The organism is Sphingomonas antarctica, assembly GCF_965137005.1.
Taxonomy (GTDB): Bacteria; Pseudomonadota; Alphaproteobacteria; order Sphingomonadales; family Sphingomonadaceae; genus Sphingomonas_O; species Sphingomonas_O antarctica.
This window is the reverse complement of sequence record NZ_CBCRXM010000001.1, coordinates 1-21,392: the sequence shown is the minus strand read 5'-3', so window position 1 is coordinate 21,392 and position 21,392 is coordinate 1. Positions and strand designations below refer to the sequence as shown.

18 protein-coding genes are annotated in these 21,392 nt (G+C 63.8%); 7 read left to right on the top strand and 11 right to left on the bottom strand.

Annotated elements, in window-relative coordinates:
* Positions 1-52: 52 nt before the first annotated feature.
* The 4 genes from ACM9ME_RS00090 to ACM9ME_RS00075 are packed head-to-tail and all read right to left on the bottom strand — an operon-like array spanning position 53 to position 5,953.
* The gene (locus tag ACM9ME_RS00090; protein ID WP_415641739.1) at positions 53-556 is read right to left on the bottom strand and encodes a GNAT family N-acetyltransferase; all 504 of its coding nucleotides are present in this window, start codon (positions 554-556) and stop codon (positions 53-55) included.
* A 34-nt stretch (positions 557-590) separates the two neighbouring features.
* Positions 591-899: a hypothetical protein gene (locus ACM9ME_RS00085; RefSeq protein ID WP_415641375.1), complete on the bottom strand. Its 309-nt coding sequence runs from the start codon at positions 897-899 to the stop codon at positions 591-593.
* Between the two features lie 35 nt (positions 900-934).
* Complete coding sequence (locus ACM9ME_RS00080; RefSeq protein WP_415641374.1) at positions 935-3,793, bottom strand: M16 family metallopeptidase; 2,859 nt, start codon at positions 3,791-3,793, stop codon at positions 935-937.
* Positions 3,794-3,847: 54 nt separating this feature from the next.
* Entirely contained in the window at positions 3,848-5,953 is a 2,106-nt protein-coding gene (locus ACM9ME_RS00075; protein WP_415641373.1) for a penicillin acylase family protein, read from the bottom strand.
* A 109-nt stretch (positions 5,954-6,062) separates the two neighbouring features.
* Here ACM9ME_RS00075 and ACM9ME_RS00070 point away from each other — a divergent pair, with 109 nt between their 5' ends.
* The 6 genes from ACM9ME_RS00070 (at position 6,063) to ACM9ME_RS00045 (ending at position 10,848) form a co-directional block, all read left to right on the top strand.
* Positions 6,063-7,052 carry a COX15/CtaA family protein gene (locus tag ACM9ME_RS00070; protein ID WP_415641372.1) on the top strand — a complete coding sequence of 330 codons (990 nt, stop codon included), beginning with the start codon at positions 6,063-6,065 and terminating at the stop codon, positions 7,050-7,052.
* A gap of 92 nt (positions 7,053-7,144) precedes the next feature.
* Positions 7,145-7,624, top strand: a complete 480-nt coding sequence (rplM, locus tag ACM9ME_RS00065; RefSeq protein WP_415641371.1) for a 50S ribosomal protein L13 — start codon at positions 7,145-7,147, stop codon at positions 7,622-7,624.
* Positions 7,624-8,169 carry a 30S ribosomal protein S9 gene (rpsI, locus tag ACM9ME_RS00060; protein WP_415641370.1) on the top strand — a complete coding sequence of 182 codons (546 nt, stop codon included), beginning with the start codon at positions 7,624-7,626 and terminating at the stop codon, positions 8,167-8,169. Before rplM ends, rpsI begins: the two co-directional genes overlap by 1 nt.
* A gap of 53 nt (positions 8,170-8,222) precedes the next feature.
* Entirely contained in the window at positions 8,223-8,828 is a 606-nt protein-coding gene (locus tag ACM9ME_RS00055) for a CatB-related O-acetyltransferase (RefSeq protein ID WP_415641369.1), read from the top strand.
* Positions 8,825-9,676 carry a glycosyltransferase family 2 protein gene (locus tag ACM9ME_RS00050; protein WP_415641368.1) on the top strand — a complete coding sequence of 284 codons (852 nt, stop codon included), beginning with the start codon at positions 8,825-8,827 and terminating at the stop codon, positions 9,674-9,676. Before ACM9ME_RS00055 ends, ACM9ME_RS00050 begins: the two co-directional genes overlap by 4 nt.
* Complete coding sequence (locus ACM9ME_RS00045; protein WP_415641367.1) at positions 9,673-10,848, top strand: polysaccharide pyruvyl transferase family protein; 1,176 nt, start codon at positions 9,673-9,675, stop codon at positions 10,846-10,848. The genes ACM9ME_RS00050 and ACM9ME_RS00045 overlap by 4 nt, the downstream gene beginning before the upstream one ends.
* Here the strand turns inward: ACM9ME_RS00045 and ACM9ME_RS00040 are convergent.
* Complete coding sequence (locus ACM9ME_RS00040) at positions 10,845-13,256, bottom strand: putative bifunctional diguanylate cyclase/phosphodiesterase (RefSeq protein ID WP_415641366.1); 2,412 nt, start codon at positions 13,254-13,256, stop codon at positions 10,845-10,847. The two genes, ACM9ME_RS00045 and ACM9ME_RS00040, sit on opposite strands and share 4 nt — an antisense overlap.
* A 416-nt stretch (positions 13,257-13,672) precedes the next feature.
* Positions 13,673-14,068, bottom strand: a complete 396-nt coding sequence (locus ACM9ME_RS00035) for a hypothetical protein (RefSeq protein WP_415641365.1) — start codon at positions 14,066-14,068, stop codon at positions 13,673-13,675.
* A gap of 163 nt (positions 14,069-14,231) precedes the next feature.
* Here ACM9ME_RS00035 and ACM9ME_RS00030 point away from each other — a divergent pair, with 163 nt between their 5' ends.
* Positions 14,232-15,500, top strand: a complete 1,269-nt coding sequence (locus tag ACM9ME_RS00030; protein WP_415641364.1) for an MFS transporter — start codon at positions 14,232-14,234, stop codon at positions 15,498-15,500.
* A 33-nt stretch (positions 15,501-15,533) separates the two neighbouring features.
* Here the strand turns inward: ACM9ME_RS00030 and ACM9ME_RS00025 are convergent, their stop codons facing one another.
* The 5 genes from ACM9ME_RS00025 to ACM9ME_RS00005 form a co-directional block, all read right to left on the bottom strand.
* Complete coding sequence (locus ACM9ME_RS00025) at positions 15,534-15,878, bottom strand: phasin family protein (protein WP_415641363.1); 345 nt, start codon at positions 15,876-15,878, stop codon at positions 15,534-15,536.
* The gene (locus tag ACM9ME_RS00020) at positions 15,875-17,344 is read right to left on the bottom strand and encodes a WS/DGAT/MGAT family O-acyltransferase (RefSeq protein ID WP_415641362.1); all 1,470 of its coding nucleotides are present in this window, start codon (positions 17,342-17,344) and stop codon (positions 15,875-15,877) included. The genes ACM9ME_RS00025 and ACM9ME_RS00020 overlap by 4 nt, the downstream gene beginning before the upstream one ends.
* An 89-nt stretch (positions 17,345-17,433) precedes the next feature.
* Positions 17,434-17,592 (bottom strand): hypothetical protein, encoded by a 159-nt coding sequence (locus ACM9ME_RS00015; protein ID WP_415641361.1) that lies wholly within the window; start codon positions 17,590-17,592, stop codon positions 17,434-17,436.
* A 126-nt stretch (positions 17,593-17,718) separates the two neighbouring features.
* Positions 17,719-20,889 carry a cytochrome P450 gene (locus ACM9ME_RS00010; RefSeq protein WP_415641360.1) on the bottom strand — a complete coding sequence of 1,057 codons (3,171 nt, stop codon included), beginning with the start codon at positions 20,887-20,889 and terminating at the stop codon, positions 17,719-17,721.
* A gap of 119 nt (positions 20,890-21,008) precedes the next feature.
* Positions 21,009-21,392, bottom strand: a 384-nt coding sequence (locus ACM9ME_RS00005; protein ID WP_415641359.1) for an OmpA family protein, incomplete at its 5' end; no start/stop codon positions are given.

Below are 21,392 nucleotides of genomic sequence, written 5' to 3'. Positions count from 1 at the left end.
GCGTTCATCTCTCGATTTTAGAAAAGGGCGCGACCGCCGGTCGCGCCCTTTTTTATGTGTTGAGCGGTCCAGCAGTAAAGCCAGTGCGGTCGATTTCGTAAAGCACATGCACGACCGGCTTTCCGCCGCGAACGATGCTCTCGGTTCGATCGGTCAGCCGACCGCCGATCTTTTCCATCGCGCGGCATGAGATGACGTTGTTTTCTCCTACCCGGAACACCACACGCGGAAACGCTACCAGCGCGTAGGCAAGCATCAGCCGCTTCATCTGCCGGTTGACCGCTCCGCCCCAAAAATCGCGAGACAGAAACGTCCAGCCGATCTCGACCTCGTCCAGTTCTGGAAAGGCGGCATAGCGCGACGCACCGATGACGCGGCCCGACGCCTTATCGACGACCGTCAGCCCGCCGCGCGACGCCAGCGCATCGTCGAAATAGGCGCGAAACACCGGCTCCTTGAAGCGGTCCCAAGCGGGATGCTTCGCCCAGATCTGCGGATCGCTGGCGACGGCAAACAACGCGTCCCAATCCTCTGGCTCCGTTGGCCGGAGAAGGATGGTTTCGCCGTCGAGCGTGGGCTGGCCGTCAAACTTAGCCAGAGACGCGTGTGCCCTTCATCGGGCTGGTGCCGAACGCGCCGGCCTTGACGCCGCCGGTCAGCGTGTCGCCGTCGATCGTCGCATCGCATTCGAGCGTCATCGGCATCGGCACCTTCATGTCCATCGTCCAGGTGATCTTGTTGCCGTCGACCTTGCCATTGTCGCAGCTCAGGCCGCCCATCGTGCCGGTATTGTCGCCCGACCAGGTGCCGTCGCCATTGTCGTTGACGGTCAGCACCGATTTTTGCTCGCCCAGCGGCGAATTGACCACGCAATCCCATTTGCCCGCAACGTTCGGCATGATTCTCTCTCCGTTATTCACAAGGATGTTAGCAGTTAGTTGGTCTTCGGCAACTCGACCGTCTCGATCGGCAGGCCGACCTTTTCGAGCTGCGGGCGGATCACCTTGGCATCGCCAACCACGATCCATGCGATGTGCGCCGGGTCGATCACGGCACGCGACGCCGCGTCGAGCTGCGTGGTGGTGAGTGCGCGATACCGCGCGGGCAGGCCGACATAATAATAGTCGGCACGTCCCAGCCAGACGATCTGTTGCAGCGCGCCGAGCACCGCGTCCGATGTCTCGAACTCGCCGGGCAGCGCCCGAACCGCACCGTTGACGCTGCGCGCCAGTTCGGCGGCCTCGATCGGCCTGGTCGTGGCAAACGCCTTCACATCGGCGATCATCGCGCTGAGCGACTCGCCGGTCTTGTCGGTTTGCACCGGCGCGACCGCGAGGAAGGTCGCCGGCCCTTCGAACGACGTCACCGCCGAACCCGCACCGTACGACCAGCCCTTTTCCTCGCGCAGATCATTGTTGAGGCGGTTGATGAACCCGCCGCCCAGCACGTCATTGGCGCTTTCGAGCGGCACCAGATCGCTTTTACCGGTGACCGGCAGTGCGAGCACGCCGCGCAGCACCGATTGCGGCGCGCCGGGCTTGTCGACCAGATAAATGCGCGACGCCTTGACCGGCACCGCGGCCGTCAAATCCTTTACCGGACGAGCCCGGCGATCCATCGGCCAGTTGCCGAACCGGCTTTCGAGCAGCGGCACGATCTCCGCCAGCGTCGTATCGCCGACGACGAACACCTGCGCGTTCGACGGAACGATCCAGTCGTGGTGGAAGCGGACGACATCGTCGCGCGTCAGCTTTGCCAACGCCGCTGGATCGCCATTGCCGCGGCCCCACACATTATACGGGTGGTCGGGACCGAACGCGATCGGCCCGGCAACATAACGCGCCGCATTCGACGGGTCGGCGAGGGTCGCCGCGACCGCCGAAAGCTGTTGCGCGCGCAGGCGCTGAAACTCGCCCTCGGCAAAGGCCGGATTGCGGACAATATCGGCGAGCAGATCGAGCGACGGCGCGAGATTGGGCTTGAGCGCGTAAAGCTGCATGCTGGTGCGATCGAGCGTCGTGGCGCCCGAAATCGTCGCACCCAGCCGTTCCTGCGCCTCGGCGATCTGGATCGAGTTGAGCCGCTGCGTCCCCTCATCCATCAAGGCAAGCATCAGCGATTGCGTTCCGACCGCATCCCTGGGATCGGCCGACGTCCCGGCGTTGAAGCTGACCGCAACGCGCGCCGTCGGGGTTTCCGGCCGGCGGGCGAGGAACACCTGGATACCGTTGGCGAGCGTGGCGCGCTCGATGCTGGGGAAGCTCAGCGCCGCGAGCTGGCCGACCGGAGGGAAGCTGCTGCGGTCGGGTGCAGCGTTCTGGGTCACGACCGTCGCGGGCCATTCGCCCGGCTTGCGGAAATGGCTGGCACCACGACCGGCCGGTGGGGCCACGTCGCCACGGATCGCGCGCATTTCGGGCGTATCTTCGCGCACACCGGGCAGCACGGTCAGGCGGAATGCGGGACGACCGAGCCATTTGGCGGCAGCATCGCGCACGCGTGTCGGCGTTAGCGCGGCGGTCTCCGCCAGGTCCTTTTTATACTTTGCCGGGTCGTTCGAATAAAGCAGCCCCTGCGCCAGCGTCGGCCCCTTGCCCGAAAAACCGCCGACGGTTTCGTAGCCGGCAATCTGTCCCGCGACTTCCTTGGTCGCGACGCGGCGGACTTCGTCGGCGGTCGGGCCCTGTTTGATGAAGTCGGCGACGATGGCGTCGAGATGCGACGCGACGGCGGCAGGGTCCTGCCCCGGCTTCACATTCGCGCTGATCGTGACGATCGACAGGCTTTCGTGATCCTCCAGCCCCGCGCTGACCCCGACAGCGGATTTGTCGCCGCGCACCAGCGCATTGTCGAGGCGGCTCGATGACAGCCCGCCGAGGATCGACAGCGCGGCGTCGAGCGCCTCGGTGTCGTGCCCGTTGACGCCTTCGACCACCCAGCTGCGCTGGACCCGGGCATAAGGCACCTGGTCGTGCATTACCTTATCGATGTTCGCCGACAGCGTCGGGATCGGCACGACGGGATGGATATTGGCGGGACCGGCGGGGATGCTGCCGAACCATTTGCTCGCCTTGGCCTTCGCCGTCGGCAGGTCGATATCGCCCGCCAACACCAGCACCGCGTTGTTCGGCGCGTAATGCGAGGAGAACCAGTTCTTCACCGTCGCGAGGCTGGCGGCGTTCAAGTCCGCCATCGAACCGATGGTCTGGTGGCGATAGGGATGGCCGACCGGGAACAGCACGTCGTTGACGAGGTAATCGACCGTGCCGAACGGCTGATTGTCGCCCTGACGCTTTTCGTTCTGGACGACGCCACGCTGCGCATCGAGCCGCGCCTGGGTCAGCCCGCCGAGAAGGTAGCCCATGCGGTCGCTTTCGAGGAACATGGCGCGGTCCAGCGCACCGGTTGGCACCGTCTCGAAATAATTGGTGCGGTCATACCACGTCGTGCCGTTGGTGTCGGTCGCGCCGATGTCCTGCAGATAATTGAAGAAATCGCCCGGCGCGTGCTCGCTACCGTAAAACATGATGTGTTCGAACAGATGCGCGAAACCGGTCTTGCCCGCGGGCTCGTCCTTCGATCCGATGTGATACCATACGCCGACATGGACGAGGGGCGCCTTGCGGTCCGTATGAACCAGTACGCGCAACCCGTTGGGCAGGGTGAATTGCTGGTACGGAATATCCACCGATTTGACGAGTTCGGATAGCGGCGCCGGCTCGACGGCGAAGGCGGGCACGGCGACAAGCGCCGTGGACAGAGACAAAGCAAGCAGAGCGGCACGAAACGACATGGCTGACCTCGTGATTTGGATGCGTGTGTGTAAGCGCTGCGAAGGGGGACGCAACTAGCTGGTGATGCGCTGCGCACTCTTGGCATGCGCGGCGACATCGCGGGGCCAGAACCACACCGCCTTCATGCGATGCGTGGCGAACAGCGGTGCCTGATCGCTGTAATGCGGCGAGTCCGGGCGGGTGGTCGCGGCGCCAAATGGCTGGATCGATTGTGAGCGCACCCGTCCCTGCGCATCCCAGTCGACCAGCATGATGAAGCTGTCACCATGTTTTGCGCGCAGGCGGCCATCGTCGTCGATATCCCACAACGCCATCGCGCGCAGCGTGTCCGGCCCGCCGTCGAGCGGCAGATCGACATTGCCGTGCCGCAGCCGCATCAGATCGCCGAGCGGGGGGTCGAGCCGCCCGAAATATTTCATCAAATGCCCCGACCATGTGACCAGTTCGGCGCGGGCATCGGCGGGGGTGGTCAGCCGCTGATAATTCACCTTGTTCGCCGGACGCAGCATCAGGCAGGCGAGCGCATCGGCGCCGCCCTTGCCGTCGAGCGTCCAGTCCCAGGTCGCGAGCAGCGCCTTGGCCTTGATCAACGTCGCATCGCCCTTGGGATCGACGGCGGCAATCGCCCGCCACCACGCCCCGGCATAGCCCTTGGGATCATAGGCCGTGTCGTATTTGATGTGCATCAGCTCGGCCTCGCCGATCTTCGGGGTCGCCGCCATCAGCCCAACACCGCGCAAGGCGCGGTTGGTGACGTCGGTTTCGATCCCGAGCAGCGGCGAATACGCCTTGGGATCGAGTTCGGATCCCGGCCCGGCCGCCATGAACGGGGAGTTGTTCGAATTTTCGATAAAGCCCGATTTGGGCGCGACATTCTGCGGGACCATCGACCATGGCACGCCGCCACTGGCCAGCGCGCGCGATGTATCTCCGGGCAGCACACCGCGATAGTCGAAGCCCGGTTTCCGGTTGAGGAACTGCGCGTTGTAAATCAGAGCGATCTTGCCCGTTGCGTCGCCATAGATGAAGTTGGTCGCCGGAATCTGGTGCATCGCCATCGTCGCGGACCATTCCGCCCAATCCTTCGCATGGCTCAGGCGGTAATATTGATCGAGCTGGCCGATCGTATCCTTGCCGCCGTAATTGATCGCCCACGCGCCCGATTTGTTGATCACGACCGGCCCGTGGATCGATCGATAGGCGGTCTTGAACACCGGGATCAGCAGCGGCCCGATTTTATAGCGGAGCCAGATGCGCTTCTTTTCGAGCGGCAGCCATTTGCCGTCATACCGGTATTGCGTGCCGTCGGCGTTGAGCACCAGCTTGTACACGTCGATCAAATCGGGCCGGTCGACGGTGTTGGTCCAGCCCAGTGTCTCGTTATGCCCCAGCGCCGGGAACGGCATACCGGGGAAGTTGGCGCCCGAGAAATGCCACCCCTCCCCCGACTGGATGTTCATCTCGTACCATGCCACGCCACCGCTCCACGGCTGATGCGAGTTGCTCAGCAGGCGCGTGTGGCCGTCGGTCGATTTGCCGGGTGCGACGGCAAAGGCGTTCGACCCGCTCATGGTGTCGGGCAGCATCGGCTTGGCCAGTTCGACGGGCAATGGCTTGTCGTCGCTCAGCGCGCCGAGCACGCCATCGAGACCGAAGAAGAAGGGCGAGCGCAGAACGAAGCCGGTGGCGACATCCTGTCCATTGACCGGGAACAGCTTGGCCAGCCGCACTTCGGACGGGTGCTTGGCCGCAAAGGCGTTGAGTCCGCTGGCATAAGCGTCGAGCAGCGCACGCGTCTTCGGATCCAGTTCCTTGTATCGCCGATCGACCGTGCCGCGCGCGTCGAGCAGGCCGAGGACATAGCTGACCTTCATCCCCTCCGGCCCGATCATCGCCCCGGCGCGACCGCGAGTCATTGCGATCACTTCCTGCAACGTCGCGAAATCGTCCTCGGCATGGGCGTAAGCCAACGCGAAGCCGACATCGACATCGCGCTTACCGTAAATGTGCGGCACGCCCCATTCGTCGCGAACGATGCGGCCGTCATAATGCGCGGGCGGCGGCGGTGCGTAAGTGCCCGCCGTCATCGGCTCCCAAGCGGTAAGTGCGACCAGCAGGATGACGACAAACAACAGGGTTCCGGCAAGCGCGCGACGCATCGATCTCTCCCACGCCGCTGTTCCGCGGTCTGCGATCATAGTCCGACCCATGCGCGCGCTTGGCAAGTGGTAATTGAGGACTGACTTGTCCTGCGATAGGGCGGCGGCAATGCCCCAACCGCTCAAACTCGCCCGCTGGCTGTTCATCGTCGCCGCGATGGTGTTCGCCATCGTCGTTATTGGCGGCCTGACCCGCCTGACCGAAAGCGGATTGTCGATCACCGAATGGAAGCCCGTGTCGGGCACATTACCGCCGCTGAACGGTGCGGCCTGGGCGCAGGCCTATGCCGAATATCTGCGGATACCCCAGGCGAAGACGGTCCATGCGGGGATCACGCTCGGGCAATTCAAGTTCATCTTTTTCTGGGAATGGGTCCACCGGTTGTTGGCGCGCGTGATCGGGCTCGCATTGCTCCTTCCGTTGATCTGGTATTGGGTGCGGGGCGCGGTCCCCGCCGGGTACAAGCCGCGGCTGATCGCACTCGTTGCGTTGGTCGGGTTTCAGGGCGCGATCGGGTGGTGGATGGTGACGTCGGGGTTGCTCGCCGGCGAACATGTCAGCCACATCCGCCTGTCGATCCACCTGCTGACGGCACTGTTCCTGATGGCCGGGCTGATCTGGACCGCGCTCGACTTGCGCAGCGGCGACAAGGCACACCTGACGCCGGTGGCGATCGTCGCCGCGTTGGTGCTGGCGATCCAGCTGACGCTGGGTGCGTGGGTCGCGGGGATGCGCGCCGGCTATGTCGCCAGCGACTGGCCGCTGATGCAGGGCCGCATGGTCCCCGACGGCATCGACTGGACGCGCGGTATCGCCGCCTTCGCGACCGACCCCTATCTCGTTCACTTCCTCCATCGCTGGTGGGCGTGGGTCGCCGTGGCCGCGCTGGTAGCACTCGCCCGTCAGGTCAAGCGCGCCGGAGATCGTCGTGCATCGACCGCCTTGTATGCCGCCTTCGGCACACAAATCCTGCTTGGCATCGCCACGGTGATGACGGGAATCAGCCTGCCACTGGCGATCCTGCATCAGGCGAACGGCGCCCTGCTCGTCGCCGCTACCGCCTGGGCCGCGCACGCTGTCGGAACACGGCGGGTATGATAATACCCTTGCCTTTTTGAGGATCTGCGCCTACTGAACCTCCAACACCGCCCCTTCCCGGGGCGGTTTTTTATTTTCGGGAGATTCAGGCCATGAAGGCGCTGATGAAGACGACCAAGTCGGCCAAGCCGGCTGAGGTCGAAAAGAAATGGCATTTGATCGATGCCGACGGACTGGTCGTTGGCCGTGTCGCCTCGCTGGTCGCGAACATCCTCCGCGGCAAGCACAAGGTGACCTACACCCCGCACGTCGATTGTGGTGACCATGTCATCATCATCAACGCGGAAAAGGTGAAGTTCACCGGCAAGAAAACCACCGACAAGGTCTATTATCGCCACACCGGTCACCCGGGCGGCATCAAGGAAACGACGCCGGCGAAGATTCTCGCGGGCAAGTTCCCCGAGCGTGTGCTGGAAAAGGCGATCGAGCGGATGATCCCGCGCGGCCCCCTCGGTCGTGACCAGATGCGCGCGCTGCGCGTCTATCAGGGTGCCGAGCATCCGCACACGGCGCAGGACCCGAACGTCCTCGACGTCGCCTCGATGAATCGCAAGAACAAGGTGGGCGCATAATGTCCGACAACCGTCAATCGCTCGCCGATCTCGCGGCGCTTACCGGCGCGCCGGCTCCCGCCCCTGCGCCGGTTGTGGACACGTTGCCCGGCGAAGAGCCGCAGGCGCCCGTCGCCCCGGTTTCGACGATGCCGCTGCGCGAGCAGATCATCGACAAGCAGGGCCGTGCCTATGCCACGGGTCGCCGCAAGGACGCGGTTGCCCGCGTGTGGATCAAGCCCGGCTCGGGTAAGATCACGGTCAACGGCCGCGACGGCGAAATCTATTTCGCGCGCCCGACGCTGCGTCTCGTCATCGCTCAGGCTTTCGAAGTCGCCGACCGTGTCGGCAGCTATGACGTCGTCGCCACCGTCAAGGGTGGCGGACTGTCGGGCCAGGCCGGTGCGTTGAAGCACGGCATCAGCCAGGCGCTGACCAAGTATGAGCCGGTGCTGCGTGCGCCGGTCAAGGCCGCCGGGTTCCTGACCCGCGACAGCCGCACCGTCGAACGCAAGAAGTATGGCCGCGCCAAGGCGCGTCGCAGCTTCCAGTTCTCGAAGCGCTAAGAAATATGGGCGCGGGGATTTACGCCCCGCGCCCACCCTTGCATTAGCCCCTGATGCTCGGGGGTATCATCGATCGCGCGCGGTTGTTCCGCTGGCGCCGTCAGCAAATGACCAGCCTGCCGCTGCGTACCCATTTTGCGGACAGATATGGCATCCAGGTCGGCCTCTATTCCTATGGCTGTTTCGACCGCTGGCGCATGCCGGGTCCGCTGCAGATCGGCCGTTATTGCTCGTTCGGCAGCACGGTGCGCGTCGTCGACAGCAACCATCCCATCGACGGCATCACCACCCACCCGCTCATCTACGAAGCCGCGCACGGCGTAATTGCCGCCAACGCGTTGTCGCCCGCGCCACTGATCATCGAGGACGATGTGTGGGTCGGCCACAACACCGTGATCCTGCCCGGCTGCAAGTTCATCGGCCGCGGCGCGATCATCGGCGCGGGATCGATCGTCACCAAGAATGTCGAGGCGTACACGATCGTCGCGGGCAATCCGGCCAGCCCGCTGCGCCAGCGCTTCGACGCCGACTTGATCGCCGCGCTCGAGGCCAGCCGCTGGTGGCAGCGCGACATGGCCGAACTCGCGCGGATCGAGCGCGACTTCGATCATGCGGTGACCAGGCCGACGCCGGAAAAGCTGGCAAAGGCATTCGCATGACCATGCGCGTCAGCGTCGTCGTGCCGCATTATCAGGATCCGGCGAGCCTCGACGCCTGCCTCACCGCACTGACCGCCCAGACGTTTCCCAAGGCAGATCATGAAATCGTCGTCGCCGACAATGCCTCACCGATGGGCGAGGCGGCGGTGGCCAAGGTCATTGCCGGGCGGGCACGCTTGACCATCGCCCCCGAAAAGGGCGCTGGCCCCGCGCGCAATGGCGGCGTCGCGGCGGCGGCGGGCGAATTGCTGGCCTTCACCGATTGCGATTGCGTTCCCGAACCGGGCTGGCTCGCCGCCGGGATTGCCGCACTCCAAAACGCGCCGATCATCGGCGGGCGCATGACCGTTTCGACCAGCTCAGCCCGCACCGGCCCCGAAGTTTTCGAGACGTTGTTTGCGTTCGACAACGAGGATTACGTCACGCGCAAAGGCTTCACCGTGACAGCGAACCTTTTCTGCGCGCGCACGACGTTCGATGCGGTCGGGCCGTTCCGCACCGGCGTGTCCGAGGATACCGAATGGTGCTGGCGCGCGCGCGATATGGGCTATGCCATTGCTTATGCTCCCGACGCGGCGGTGGCGCACCCTGCCCGGCCCGACTGGCCGTCGCTGGTCAAGAAATGGGGCCGGATCAGCGAGGAGAGTTTCCTGCTGGCAAAATCCCGCGGCGAACGTTGGCCGTGGCTGGCGAAACAACTGGCGATGCCATTGTCGATTGTCGCGCATGCGCCGCGCGTGTTCGCCGCTCAGGGCCTGAGCGCCGGTGAGCGCGCGGGTGCGCTGATCACGCTCGCGCGAATTCGGCTGTGGCGATTTGGCGATGCCGTGAGGCTGGCACTGAAATGACATCGACACTTCGTATCGCCTTGCTGTGGCACTCGACACGGTCAGCCAATCTGGGGGTCGGTGCGCTGACCGTCGCCAATATCGCGCTGGCGCGAGAGGCCGCCGCCGCCGTCGGGCTGACGCCGCAATTCACGATTTATGGGCCGCGTGAGGCTGGCGATCCCTATGTGGTTGGTGACGATATTGCCGAAGCCGCGCTGGATGGCCGGATGCTGGCGTCACCCGGCGGATATTGGGCCGCGATCGGCAAGGCCGATGTGGTGCTGGACATCGGCGCGGGAGACAGCTGGGCGGACATTTATGGCAAGAAACGCTTCGCCTATTTGTGGGCGACCAAGATGGCGGCCATCGCGCGCGGCAAGCCTCTGGTCTTTTCGCCGCAAACCATCGGTCCTTTTTCGCCGGGGCCGTTAAAGTCGCTGGCGGCAATCGCGCAAGGCAGAGCGACGGCGATCGTGGCGCGCGATCCGCAGTCGTTCGCAGTGGCGCGAGCGATGACACCGAAGGCGCGCGTGCTCGAGGCGGTCGACGTCGCCTTTGCCCTGCCGTTCGACAGACCCTTGCGCAATCCCGCCGCTGCGCCGCGCGTCGGGATCAATGTCTCGGGCCTGTTGTTCAATGGCGGTTACAAGGGCGGCAATGATTACGGACTCGACGTCGATTATGCGGCGCTCAGCCGCGCGTTGATCGAGGCATTGCTGGCCGAAGGCGTGACGGTCGAGCTGATCACCCATGTTAACGCGCCGCACATCCCGCGCGACGATGACGGCGCGGTGGCGGATCAGCTGGCGCTGGAATTTCCGGGCGTGTTGCGTGTGCCCGACTTTGCGTCGCCTTCGGCAGCGAAAAGCCATATTGCCGGACTCGATTTCCTCGTCGCCGGACGGATGCACGCGTGCATCGCTGCTTTCTCGAGCGGAGTCGCGGTGGTGCCGGTCGCGTATAGCCGGAAATTCTCCGGGCTGTTCGAAGGTGTGTTGGGTTACAAGCACCTTGTCCCGGTCAAGGGGTTGAGCACCGCCGATGCGCTGGCGTTCATCCTCGACCGGTATCGCCGGCGAGACGAACTGGCAGCGGACATCGCGCTGGCCAATATCGGCGTGCGCGAACGGCTGGATCGCTATGTCGCCTTACTGACCGAATTGTTCGGACGAGTTCGCGCGAACGGTTAAGCCGCGGCGATCGACAATTGTCCAATGCCCGCGCCCTCGACGGGTCGGCCCAGCAAATGCCCCTGCCCAGCATCGCATCCGGCGCGTTTGAGCGCGGAGAGTTGCTGTTCGGTCTCGATCCCCTCGGCGATCACGGTTCGGCCGAAGCCGTGCGCCAGATCGATCAGCGAATTGACCGTCCGCGCGGTTGCCTTGTCGCCGCTGATCGCCGCGATCAGGGTCACGTCGATCTTCAGGATGTCGGTGGGCAGCGTGCGCAGATGCACCAGCGACGCACCGCCGGTGCCGAAATCGTCGAGCGCGATCGTTACGCCGGCCCATCGCAAGCGTTCGAGACATTGTTCGATCGGGCTTCCCGGCGCGACCCGCCCGAGCATCACCGATTCGCGCACCTCGACGATCAGGCGTTCGGCGGGAAGCCCGCGCGATGCCATTTTTTCGAAAATGCGTTCGGCAGACGCAATGCCCTGCAACTGGCTGGCGACGAAGTTGACGCTGACGCGCTTGAGCGCGGGATCGGCACCGACCGCATCAAGCGCCTTGTCGAGGACCAGATCCTGCAGCTGCGTGAGCAAGGCGGGCTCTTCGAGAACGGCGGCGAATTGCGGCGGGGTCAGCACCCCGTGGACCGGGTGACGCCAGCGCAACAGCACTTCATTGGCGAGCAACGCGTTCGGATTGAGCACAAAGATCGGCTGGAAGGCGAGAAAGAATTCGCCACGGATCAACGCGGTACGCGCCTCGAGGATCATGCGCCGCCGCGCTTCCTCCTCGTCGCGCATGGCGTGGTCGTAAGTGCGCCAGGCCCCCCGGCCCGAACCCTTGGCCTTGTAGAGCGCGAGGTCGGCCTCCTTGAACAGCCGCCCGGGGAACCCCTGTTCGGGTTCCCATGCGGAATGCCCGCCGCTCATCGACAAAGGCAGGACCTGGCCGTTTGCCAAGGTGATCGAATCGACCTGACGGATCGAATCGAGCACTGCGCCGAGCCGCTCACGCTGGTCGCCCGCCAGCAGGACGGCGAATTCGTCTCCGCCAACCCGCGCGACGCAATCGTCGCACGCCGCCGCTGCTTCCAGTCGCGAGGCCGCGGCGAGAAGCAGTTGATCGCCGGCGTCGTGTCCGGCGAAGTCGTTGGTGTCCTTCAGATAATCGATATCGACCAGCACCAGATCGACCGGCTCACCGACCGCTTCGATGCTGGCGAGGCGGCGCTGGAAATATGCGCGGTTGCGGACCAGCGTGAGCGCGTCGCTCGATGCCTCACTGCGCAGCGCGTTGCGTTCCTGCTCGGCCGCCGCGAACTGGCGGCTGAGCAGGCGTACGCGATCGGCGATGGCGACCGACAGCAGCACCGCTTCGAACCCAAGCGAGATGAAACTGCCGAAATCGATCGCGTCCGTTTGCGGCACCAGCCCGAAATTGCGCGCGATACGGAGGTTGAAGATCACAAGCACGGGCAGCCAGCTGGCAAGGTAGAACCATACCATCCGGCTGCGCAGCCGCAGCGCGACCCACACGCCCGCGAGGATCGAGATGTTACAGGCGATAAATGCCAGATTAAGCGCGCGGTCGCCGAGCCAGACGGGAATAATCTGATCGCACGCCGACAGGATCCCGCTGACCACCCCGGCCCAGGCGCACATCCGCCCGATGCGCGCCATGCGCGGTTGCTGCGCCTCATCCTCCAGCAGTGCATAGAAGAACAGTGTGCCGACACCCACCAGCACACCCGCCAGCAACGCATCGATCCGGACGGTCGCATTCCCGACAAGTCCCGGCCAGGCGTAATAAGCGACCCCCGACCATAACAGCATGTAAGTCAGCGCACCGCCGACCCAGATGAGATACCATCGTTGGAAATTGGTGCGCAGCCAGCTGAGCAGGAACACGCTGTAGATCAGCGCACAGATCATCAACCCGGCGACAAGCGCGACGGTGAATTGCCACGCGCTCTCATAATCGTTGAGGGCTTCGGGAGAGGCGGCCTTGATTGTCCGCATCAAATGGAGGTCGCCGGGCCGATCGAAGCCGATGCGTACCGCGCGAACCTCTCGTCCCTCGATCGGAATGTCGAAGCGCAGATTGTTGCCGAGCGACCAGTTGGCGGCGAGGTCCTTTTGACCGCGTTCGATCCGATATATCGCGTCGCCGGTCTGAACCTCGATAGTGATCCGCGAGAAGCGCGTCTGATCGACCAGCAATTGCCATCCGCTGGGCAAATCCGCGAGTTGCTCCGGCGCGGTCAGCACCACCCAGGCTTGATCACCTTTCGCCACGGGGCAGCGCGAATCGGGTTGGTCGGCGCAGCGGATAAAGGGGGCGCGGACGAGCGGCTGGGCGGCGGCGGGGGCACACCCGCACGCCATCACCAGCATCGCCAGTAACCGCCACACCCAACGCATTCGCATGCAACTCCCCGAGTTTAACTTCATGCGGAGCCGGAGGTTAAGAAACCGGTAACGATTTTGGTTTCGAAGCTCTTTTTTTCATGCGCGCGTGCATTCCGCAAAAACCGATCCGGTGAAAGCGGATTCTCGTAAGCGACCAATGAAAAAGGCCGCCGGGCGGCCAAGCCCGGCGACCCTTAGCATGGTCAGCGGCCGGAGGATTGCCTCGAGCCCGGGAGACCTTCGATAGCTCGGTTAGAAGCTATGCTCCCGAACGAAACTCTCCGACCTCTGTGCTGAACCATGAGACATCGGATCACCTCCTTTCGCTTGCGCATGCCGCAAATCGGGCACGACGCAAATCTGCGATGAAGTGGGTTCGCAATCAAGGTCTTGTGTAAAATATTTTTGCGAGCCACCATTAGAGCTTCGCTTCGTCAGTTGCGGCAATCTTCAACGACGCGCGCAATCTCTGGCCAGGGCGGCAGGATCAGATCCGTCAGACCGGTTGCAGAGACCATGAACTTGCCCCGCGAATAGATGATCGCGTCGAGCAGCGGATCGTTTGCGGGCAACGTGCCTACGGCACCGTGCGTAAGTGAGTCCGGTGATCCGAGGAATCGTTTGCTCGACGTTGTCGTCGTGACGGTCATCACCAACGCTTCCGGGCCGGGACGATGCAGCGTGACCCGCCCAGCACCGCAAGTTATGGTAAAGATCGATTGTTCTGCGTTTTTGAATTCCGCGACCGAACCGGCACCGTCGCGTCGATAGGTCCAATTACCAGCGGTCCGTGTGCGGTCTTCCCACGCGACGGGCGGCAGCACTGCCATCGGCGGCGGCGCGGGACGCGGCTGCGGGGCCGGAACCTCAACCTGCTTCGGCCGACCGACGCAGGCGGCAAGCAGCAATAACAATAGGAGGGAACGCTTCACCCGCACGACTCTAGCCCGCGCCGCCCCGGCCCGCTACCCGTGGTGCGGGGAGAGGGTACAGATGGACGGCAAGCGGCTCAAATCGATCATCGGGGGATCGGCGGGCAACCTCGTCGAATGGTATGACTGGTATGCCTACACCTCGCTGAGCCTGTATTTCGCCGCGTCCTTTTTTCCAAAGGGTGACAAGACCGCGCAATTGCTGGCGACCGCCGCGATTTTCGCGGTCGGCTTTCTGATGCGTCCGGTCGGCGCGTGGCTGATGGGCGTGTATGGCGACCGGCGCGGCCGCAAGGCTGGACTGGCATTGTCGGTCGCGCTGATGGCCGCGGGGTCGCTGATGATCGCCAGTGCGCCGACTTATGCGGCGGCGGGGGTGGCCGCGCCGATCTGGCTGACCGTCGCAAGGATGGTTCAGGGGCTGAGCGTCGGCGGCGAATATGGCACCAGCGCGACGTATCTGTCAGAAATGGCGACGCGCGACCGTCGCGGCTTCTGGTCGAGTTTCCAGTACGTCACATTGATCGGCGGGCAGTTGCTCAGCCTCGCGGTGTTGTTGCTGCTTCAAGCGATGCTGAGCGAAGATCAGCTCAACGCATGGGGCTGGCGCATTCCATTCGTGGTCGGTGCTTTGCTTGCGGTCGCTGTCTACATCTTGCGCCGCCGCCTTGCCGAAACCGCCAGCTTCACGACACAATCGGCGGAGCGGCCCAAATCGAGCATCGCCAATTTGTGGCGCGCGCACCCGCGCGAATTCCTGTTAATCGCGGTCATCAGCGCGGGCGGAAGCCTGAGCTTTTATGCCTACACCACGTACATGCAGAAATTCCTGGTCAACACTTCGGGACTGACCAAGGCGGCGTCGTCGCAAGTGATGACCGTCGCGCTGGTCATCTTTGCCCTGATGCAGCCGGTCTGGGGTTTGATCAGCGACAAGGTCGGGCGAAAACCGCTGCTGATCGGTTATGGCGTGACCGGAGCGGTGGTGGCGGTGCCGATCTTCACCGCGCTGGCCGGCGTGCAAAGCGCAGCGGCGGCGTTGGGGCTGGTGCTGATCCCGCTGACGCTGCTCGGGGCTTACACGTCGATCGGCGCGGTGTTCAAAGCGGAGTTGTTCCCGGCGCACATCCGCACATTGGGCGTCGCCTTCCCCTATGCGATCGGCAATGCGATGTTCGGCGGTACGGCGGAATATGTCGCTTTGTGGTTCAAGCAGGCCGGGATCGAGGCCGCATTTTATTGGTATGTCGCGGGGTTCTGCGCTTTGATGGCGCTCGCTTTCGCGCTGCTTCCCGACAGCGCGAAAGCGGATCTGATCACCGACGACTAGCCAAAGTTTAGTCAAACTTTAGCCCAAAAAGGTTCAGGATTTCGGGCGCCAGGCTTCCATCGCGGTGCGGCCGAATTGCGCGATCATCTCACCGATTTCCTTGGCTTGCGTCATCGACCGCGCGCCCTGATCCTTGACGTAGTCGGTCTGCGCCTTGACCACATCCTGAACCGACGTCGATCCCGCTGCGGCACGGAGCGCGCGAAACGCCTCGCGGACATTTTCTTCGGCGTGATCGATGACCTTGGCATTCAGCGAGGCAGCGTTTTGTGCCGCATGGCTTGCCGCGTCCTTGACGCTTTCCCCCGCGCGCTTGACCGCGTCGGTGGCGTTTTCGAGCGTACCCTTTTTCGCGTCGGTGCTGTCCTTAGCCATCATGCCTTCTCCTTGATCTTTTTGGGTTTTGCAGCGGGCTTGGTTGCTGCTGGCGCTTGCAATGCGGCTTTCAGATCTTCGAACGATTTTTTGAGCGCCGCTCCGTAAACTTCCGGATCGGGCATCATGTTGCGGTCGCTGGTGAAACTGATCGCGATCTCGTCGACATAGGAATAGATCGTGTTGATCAGGCCCATGCCGTCGAACACCGGGCCGGTGCCGTACATCTTGACCATTTTCGCACCGGCGAAATACAGCGGAACGCGGCTGCCCGGGACATTCGTCGCGACGACGTTGAACGCGGGCGCATGCGCCTGTGCCGCCCCCACGCGGGTGTAAAGTCGCGCAGCGAGACCCGCGAGACCCGAGGGGATCAGCTCGCTGAACTCGGTCAGAGTCCGCGCGCCGACGGCGTTGGTCAGCCCCTTGGAGTTGATTGCGTCTTTGTGAACATGTTCGAGGCGCTCCCTGGGATCGGCGATGTGCGTGCCGAGGCTGACCACCATGGCCGAGACGAGGTTGCCGAGCGCGGCCTTTTCACCATTCCCGCGCACGCTGATCGGGGCCATCGCGGTCATGCTCGCGTCGGGCAATTCGCCCTTGTCGAGCAGATAGGTGCGCAAACCCCCGCCGATGATCGTCAGAATGACGTCATTGACCGTGGCGCCGGGAACCGCGTCCTTGGCCGCACGGATTTCGGACAGGCTGAACGGCACGCCGTCGAACACGCGGTGCGATGAAACGGGCTTGTTGAAGCGCGTGCTGGGCGGCGTGCGTGCGCCGGCGATGGTCAGCTCGCCCTTCCCCACTGCCGCAGCGAGCTTGGCAAGGCCGGGGACCGAACGCGCGACGGTTTCGAGATATTTCTGCGGTTGGCGCAGCGCGTTGAAATAGCCCTGAACCAGCAGGTCGGCGATGCCGGGCTTGTTGTCGGCCTTCCAGTCGTCGGCGGGCGTGCGGTTTGGCATGTCTGCCGTGATGTCGTGGATCGCTGCCGACATTTCGACGCCCGACATGCCGTCGATCGCCGCGTGATGAACCTTGGCGAGCAAGGCGAAACATCCGGGTGGGAGACCGGGGATGTTGTCGAGCCCCTCGATGATCGTGAATTCCCACAATGGCTTGCTGAGATCCATCGGTCGGGCGTGCAGCCGCGCGACCTGGATGCAGAGCTGACGCCAGTCGCCCGGCTTCGGCAGCGCGATATGGCGCACATGATATTCGATGTCGAAATCGGGATCCTCGATCCAATAGGGATGATCGAGATCGAACGGCACGCGGACCAGTCGCTGGCGGAACGAGCGCGCCCCGCTCAGCCGGCTTTCGATGAAGCGCAGGATATCCTTGAACCGCACGAAACCGCCGGGCGCAGTCGATGGATCGTATATGCCGACCGACCCGATGTGCATCGGTGTCGACGGCGATTCGAGATAGACGAACGAGGCGTCCTGGCCGCTGAGCTGCTGCATTCTCTCTCCCGGCCAAATTCTATCGGCTCGTCCGGGATGCTAGCGGATTCCACACCGCTGGCAATCTCGCTGGGACGGCGACACGATGGTCAGCAGCTGACCTCACCATCCGCGTCCGGTTTGCGGCGGCGAAGCACGGCAACCGCAGCGCCGCCAGCGATCAACGCCAGCGCCCAGACCGGTGCCAGCGTGCCGGTGCCAGCGAGCACGATCGCCGCAACCGCTGTCACAAAACCGAATTTAGCCATCGTAAGTCCTCAATCGCGGCGTTGACGCAGCGATGCGTGGACCATTTACGTGTCAGCGCGATGTCTGGATTGGACGAAACGGACATACCGGCGGCTAAACGCGGCGGACTGTCCCGATCGGGGACGTTATTTGCCGAAGCCGAACACGTCCTGATGATAAATGCCGTCCTCGATCAATCCTTCGAGCCAAGCCGAGCCCTCGTCGTGGCCGCCGCCGGTCTTGTCGGCATGAATGCGGATGAGCGTGTCGCGCACCGCCGGGGCCATGAAGCGACCATCGCCGCACAGAAAGACTTGCCCGCCCTTGCCAATCGCATCCCACACGGCAGCTCGCGCATCCCAGATCGCGTCCTGCACAAAGCGATGCGGGTGGCCGTCGAGTGCCGACCAGGCGAGGTGAAGGTCTATGACGCCGTCTGCGGCCCAAGTGTCCATTTCGTCACGGCACAGCCAGTCATGATCGGGGTGACGTGCGCCGAAGAACAAGTGGATGAGCGCGCCTTTACCCAACGCCGCACGCTCCTGAATAAACCCGCGCAACGGGGCGAAGCCGGTGCCGGGACCGATCAGGATCAACGGCACGGCGGTGTCCTGTGGCGGCGCGAAGGGCGGATTGGGGCGGCGGAGATAGCCGAACACATCGTCGCCCGGCCCGAGATCGCGCATATGCGTCGAGGCAAACCCTTGATGCGTGCCGATGCCCGACCAGGCGGGCGCGCTGACAGTGCCGACGATCAGATCGACCGCGTTGGGCTCGACCAAGGGTGACGACGCGATCGAATAGAAACGCGGTGCGATCGCGGCGGAAAGTTCGACGAAGTTCTGCAAGTCGATCTCGATGGCCGGATGCTGGATCATCATGCCAAGCAAAGTGAGGCGTTTGTCCGCAACCTCCGCCTGCCACGTGGCATCGTCGCGCAACGCTTCGAGCTTGCCGCGCGCGTCGGGGCAACGCGTCGCGGCGATCGCCGTGTCGAGCGCGCGTCGCGGCATCGGTTCCTGCAGCTCGACGAAATCGGTGAGGAGTTGGCGCACCGTCACCGTCCGCCCGATCGGCAGATGGCGGAAGCGCCCGCTCGAGCCGCCGGGCACGACTTGCATCGCGCCGGGCACGCCGAGGCGTTCGATGGCGAGATCGACATGTTCCTTACGGTTGCGCGCATAGATTGCGAGGTGGTCGCCCGCAGCATAGCTTTGCCCCTCGGGTAGTTTGACGGTCAGGAAGCGCGTCGAACCACGCGGTGCCTCCTTGGCAAAATCCCACAGCCCTTCGGCGGGCAGGATCATCTCGTCGTTGCGCGTGATGGTCAGCGCCACCGCCTGTTCGGGCAGCACTGCAGCGCGGGCATCCTTGGTATCGACGATGTGCAGCGTCAGCCCGCTTGCCTTTGCTGCCTCGCCTTTCGCGCCAAGTGCAGCCCATAAGTCCTTGAGGAACGCCGTGACGCCGCCGTCGAAATCGCCATCGCCATTGGCTTCCCCTCGCGGACACAGCCGTTGCGCGCCGGTCGCCTCGAATGCCGCATCGATCTTTTTGGGGAAGGCCTGATAATTCGGCCATTGGCTGTTGCCGATGCCGAGCACCGCGAACTTGGTTTCGGGCCAACGCGCATCGGCAAACTGTCCGGCGTCGATCGCGGCTTCGGCGGCGAGCGCCGAGTCGGGCGCACGGCCGTTATAGGTCGCGGTGACGAGGACGATTACGCGGTCTTCGGGCAGCGTGCCCATCGATTCGTCGATCGAAACGACGCGCGTTTCGAACCCGTCATTGGCGGCGCGCTCGGCGATTTCCTCCGCAATGTCGCGCGCGGTGCCGAGCGAGGTGCCATAGAGCACCGACAGGCGTTGTCCCGCTCCGGCCGCGGAGGCGACCTCGCTGTTGCCCCCGACTTTTACCGCCTCGCCGATCGACAAGCGTTCATGCGGCTGGCGCAGTTTTACGCGGACCCAGAAATCGTCGGGCTTGATCGACAGCGTTTCCTTCAGCGTCAGTCGATAGCCGCGCCGTTCCGCGACCTGGAATTTCTGGAGGATCAGAGCAATGGCGAGCTTGGCCTCGACCAGGGCAAATTGCCGCCCGATGCACGCGCGCGCGCCATTGCCGAACGGCTTATAGGCGTGCGGATGATGGGCCGCTTCGGCTTCGGGAAGCCAGCGGTCGATGTCGAAGTCTTCGGGATCGGACCATGCCGCCGGGTGACGCTGAAGGCCGGGCGCGTAGACGTTGACCGGCCGATCCTTGCGCAACCGCCATTTGCCGCCGATCACCGTGTCTTCCCACGGCCCGACCGAGAAGGCCGGGGCGGTCGGCCATAGCCGCTGGGTTTCCTTGACGATGCGTTCGATGACCTTGAGATGCGCGAGGTGTTCGTATTGCGGCCGTGTGTCGCCGGGCAGGACGCGGTCGACCTCGGCATATGCCTGCGCCAGCACCGCCGGGTCCTTGAGCATTTCCATGAACGCGAAGGTCAGCAGCCCCGACGTGGTTTCATGCCCGGCGATCAGGAAGGTCAGCACCTGATAGCGGATGTTGAGATCGTCGAGGCCTTCACCCGTTTCCGGATCGACCGCGGTAATCATCAGGTTGAGCAGGTCTTTCGCCTCCCGCGGATTGGCGCGGCGTTCGGCGATGATCCCGTCGACCAATGCGTTCATCTCAACGATGTCGGCATCGAATTGCGCGGTCGATCGCTTGGCGAAGCGTTGCTGGATCGGCAGGCGCGTAATGACATTGAGCGACTCACCCAGCGCGCTGGCGAGCGATTCGAGGAACGGGTCGAGTTCGTCGTGCGCAAAACTGTCGAAGCGGTGGCCGAAGCCGGCGATCGCGATGCTGTCGAGCGTCAGCCGCGTGAAATCGTCGGCGACGAGCAGTTCGCCACCCGCGCGCGCGCTCCATTTCGCAATTAATTGGTCGCAGACTTCGAGGATGAGGTCGAAATAACCGCGCATCGCGCGCTGGGCGAATGCGGGCAGCAGGATGCGGTGCGCCTTGCCCCAATTGGCCTCGTCGCTGAACGCGGTGAACAGGCCATCGCCCGCGAACTTGCGCACGACGCGCAGGCCAGGTCCGGGAATTTTACGAAAGCGGGTTTCGTCGCACAATTCGGCGACCAGATCGGGGTGCGTCACGAACAGCCCGACGCGCGCGCCGAAACGCAGCTTGAAAATGCCGGGATCGACGAAGTCTTTAGAGACTTGGAGAAGGTGCCCGATCAACCCGGCCTTGGGGATCTGATGCAAATTGCCGACCAGCGGCAGCGCGCGCGGCGCCGGAATGCTTTCGATATCGGCCATGCGGCATCTCCCTGACGGGAGTGTGCGTCAGGGCTTTGCGCGCATCAAGCGAACACAAAAAGAAAGGGCCCGGTCTTGCGACCGAGCCCCTCTTTTTCGTTCCAACAATCGGATCGAAATTACATGCCGGCGTTGGGGCCATACATGATTTCGACGCGACGGTTCTGCAGTTCGCGAACGCCATCGGCGGTCTGAACGCGTAGGTTGGTTTCGCCGAGCGCCTTGGTGGTGATGACACCATCCGCAATGCCCTTGCCCGTGATATATGCCTTAACGGCATCAGCACGACGCTGCGAGAGACCGAGGTTGTACTTCGGGGTACCCGAGGTGTCGGTGTAACCCGCCAGCATGATCGTGGTGTTGGCACAGTCAGCATAGGCCGTGACGGCGTTGTCGAGGATCGACGCGGCTTCAGGCGTAATGTCCGACTTGTCCCATTCGAAGAACACGATGTACGGCCCAGGCTGACACACCGCTGCCGGAGGCGGCGGAGGAGGCGGGGG

Coding starts and splice junctions, on each gene's coding strand:
- ACM9ME_RS00085 (WP_415641375.1), bottom strand. CDS start 899: ATGCCGAACGTTGCGGGCAAATGGGATTGCGTGGTCAATTCGCCGCTG.
- ACM9ME_RS00080 (WP_415641374.1), bottom strand. CDS start 3,793: ATGTCGTTTCGTGCCGCTCTGCTTGCTTTGTCTCTGTCCACGGCGCTT.
- ACM9ME_RS00075 (WP_415641373.1), bottom strand. CDS start 5,953: ATGCGTCGCGCGCTTGCCGGAACCCTGTTGTTTGTCGTCATCCTGCTG.
- ACM9ME_RS00070 (WP_415641372.1), top strand. CDS start 6,063: ATGCCCCAACCGCTCAAACTCGCCCGCTGGCTGTTCATCGTCGCCGCG.
- rplM (WP_415641371.1), top strand. CDS start 7,145: ATGAAGGCGCTGATGAAGACGACCAAGTCGGCCAAGCCGGCTGAGGTC.
- rpsI (WP_415641370.1), top strand. CDS start 7,624: ATGTCCGACAACCGTCAATCGCTCGCCGATCTCGCGGCGCTTACCGGC.
- ACM9ME_RS00055 (WP_415641369.1), top strand. CDS start 8,223: ATGCTCGGGGGTATCATCGATCGCGCGCGGTTGTTCCGCTGGCGCCGT.
- ACM9ME_RS00050 (WP_415641368.1), top strand. CDS start 8,825: ATGACCATGCGCGTCAGCGTCGTCGTGCCGCATTATCAGGATCCGGCG.
- ACM9ME_RS00045 (WP_415641367.1), top strand. CDS start 9,673: ATGACATCGACACTTCGTATCGCCTTGCTGTGGCACTCGACACGGTCA.
- ACM9ME_RS00040 (WP_415641366.1), bottom strand. CDS start 13,256: ATGCGAATGCGTTGGGTGTGGCGGTTACTGGCGATGCTGGTGATGGCG.
- ACM9ME_RS00035 (WP_415641365.1), bottom strand. CDS start 14,068: ATGGCAGTGCTGCCGCCCGTCGCGTGGGAAGACCGCACACGGACCGCT.
- ACM9ME_RS00030 (WP_415641364.1), top strand. CDS start 14,232: ATGGACGGCAAGCGGCTCAAATCGATCATCGGGGGATCGGCGGGCAAC.
- ACM9ME_RS00025 (WP_415641363.1), bottom strand. CDS start 15,878: ATGATGGCTAAGGACAGCACCGACGCGAAAAAGGGTACGCTCGAAAAC.
- ACM9ME_RS00020 (WP_415641362.1), bottom strand. CDS start 17,344: ATGCAGCAGCTCAGCGGCCAGGACGCCTCGTTCGTCTATCTCGAATCG.
- ACM9ME_RS00015 (WP_415641361.1), bottom strand. CDS start 17,592: ATGGCTAAATTCGGTTTTGTGACAGCGGTTGCGGCGATCGTGCTCGCT.
- ACM9ME_RS00010 (WP_415641360.1), bottom strand. CDS start 20,889: ATGGCCGATATCGAAAGCATTCCGGCGCCGCGCGCGCTGCCGCTGGTC.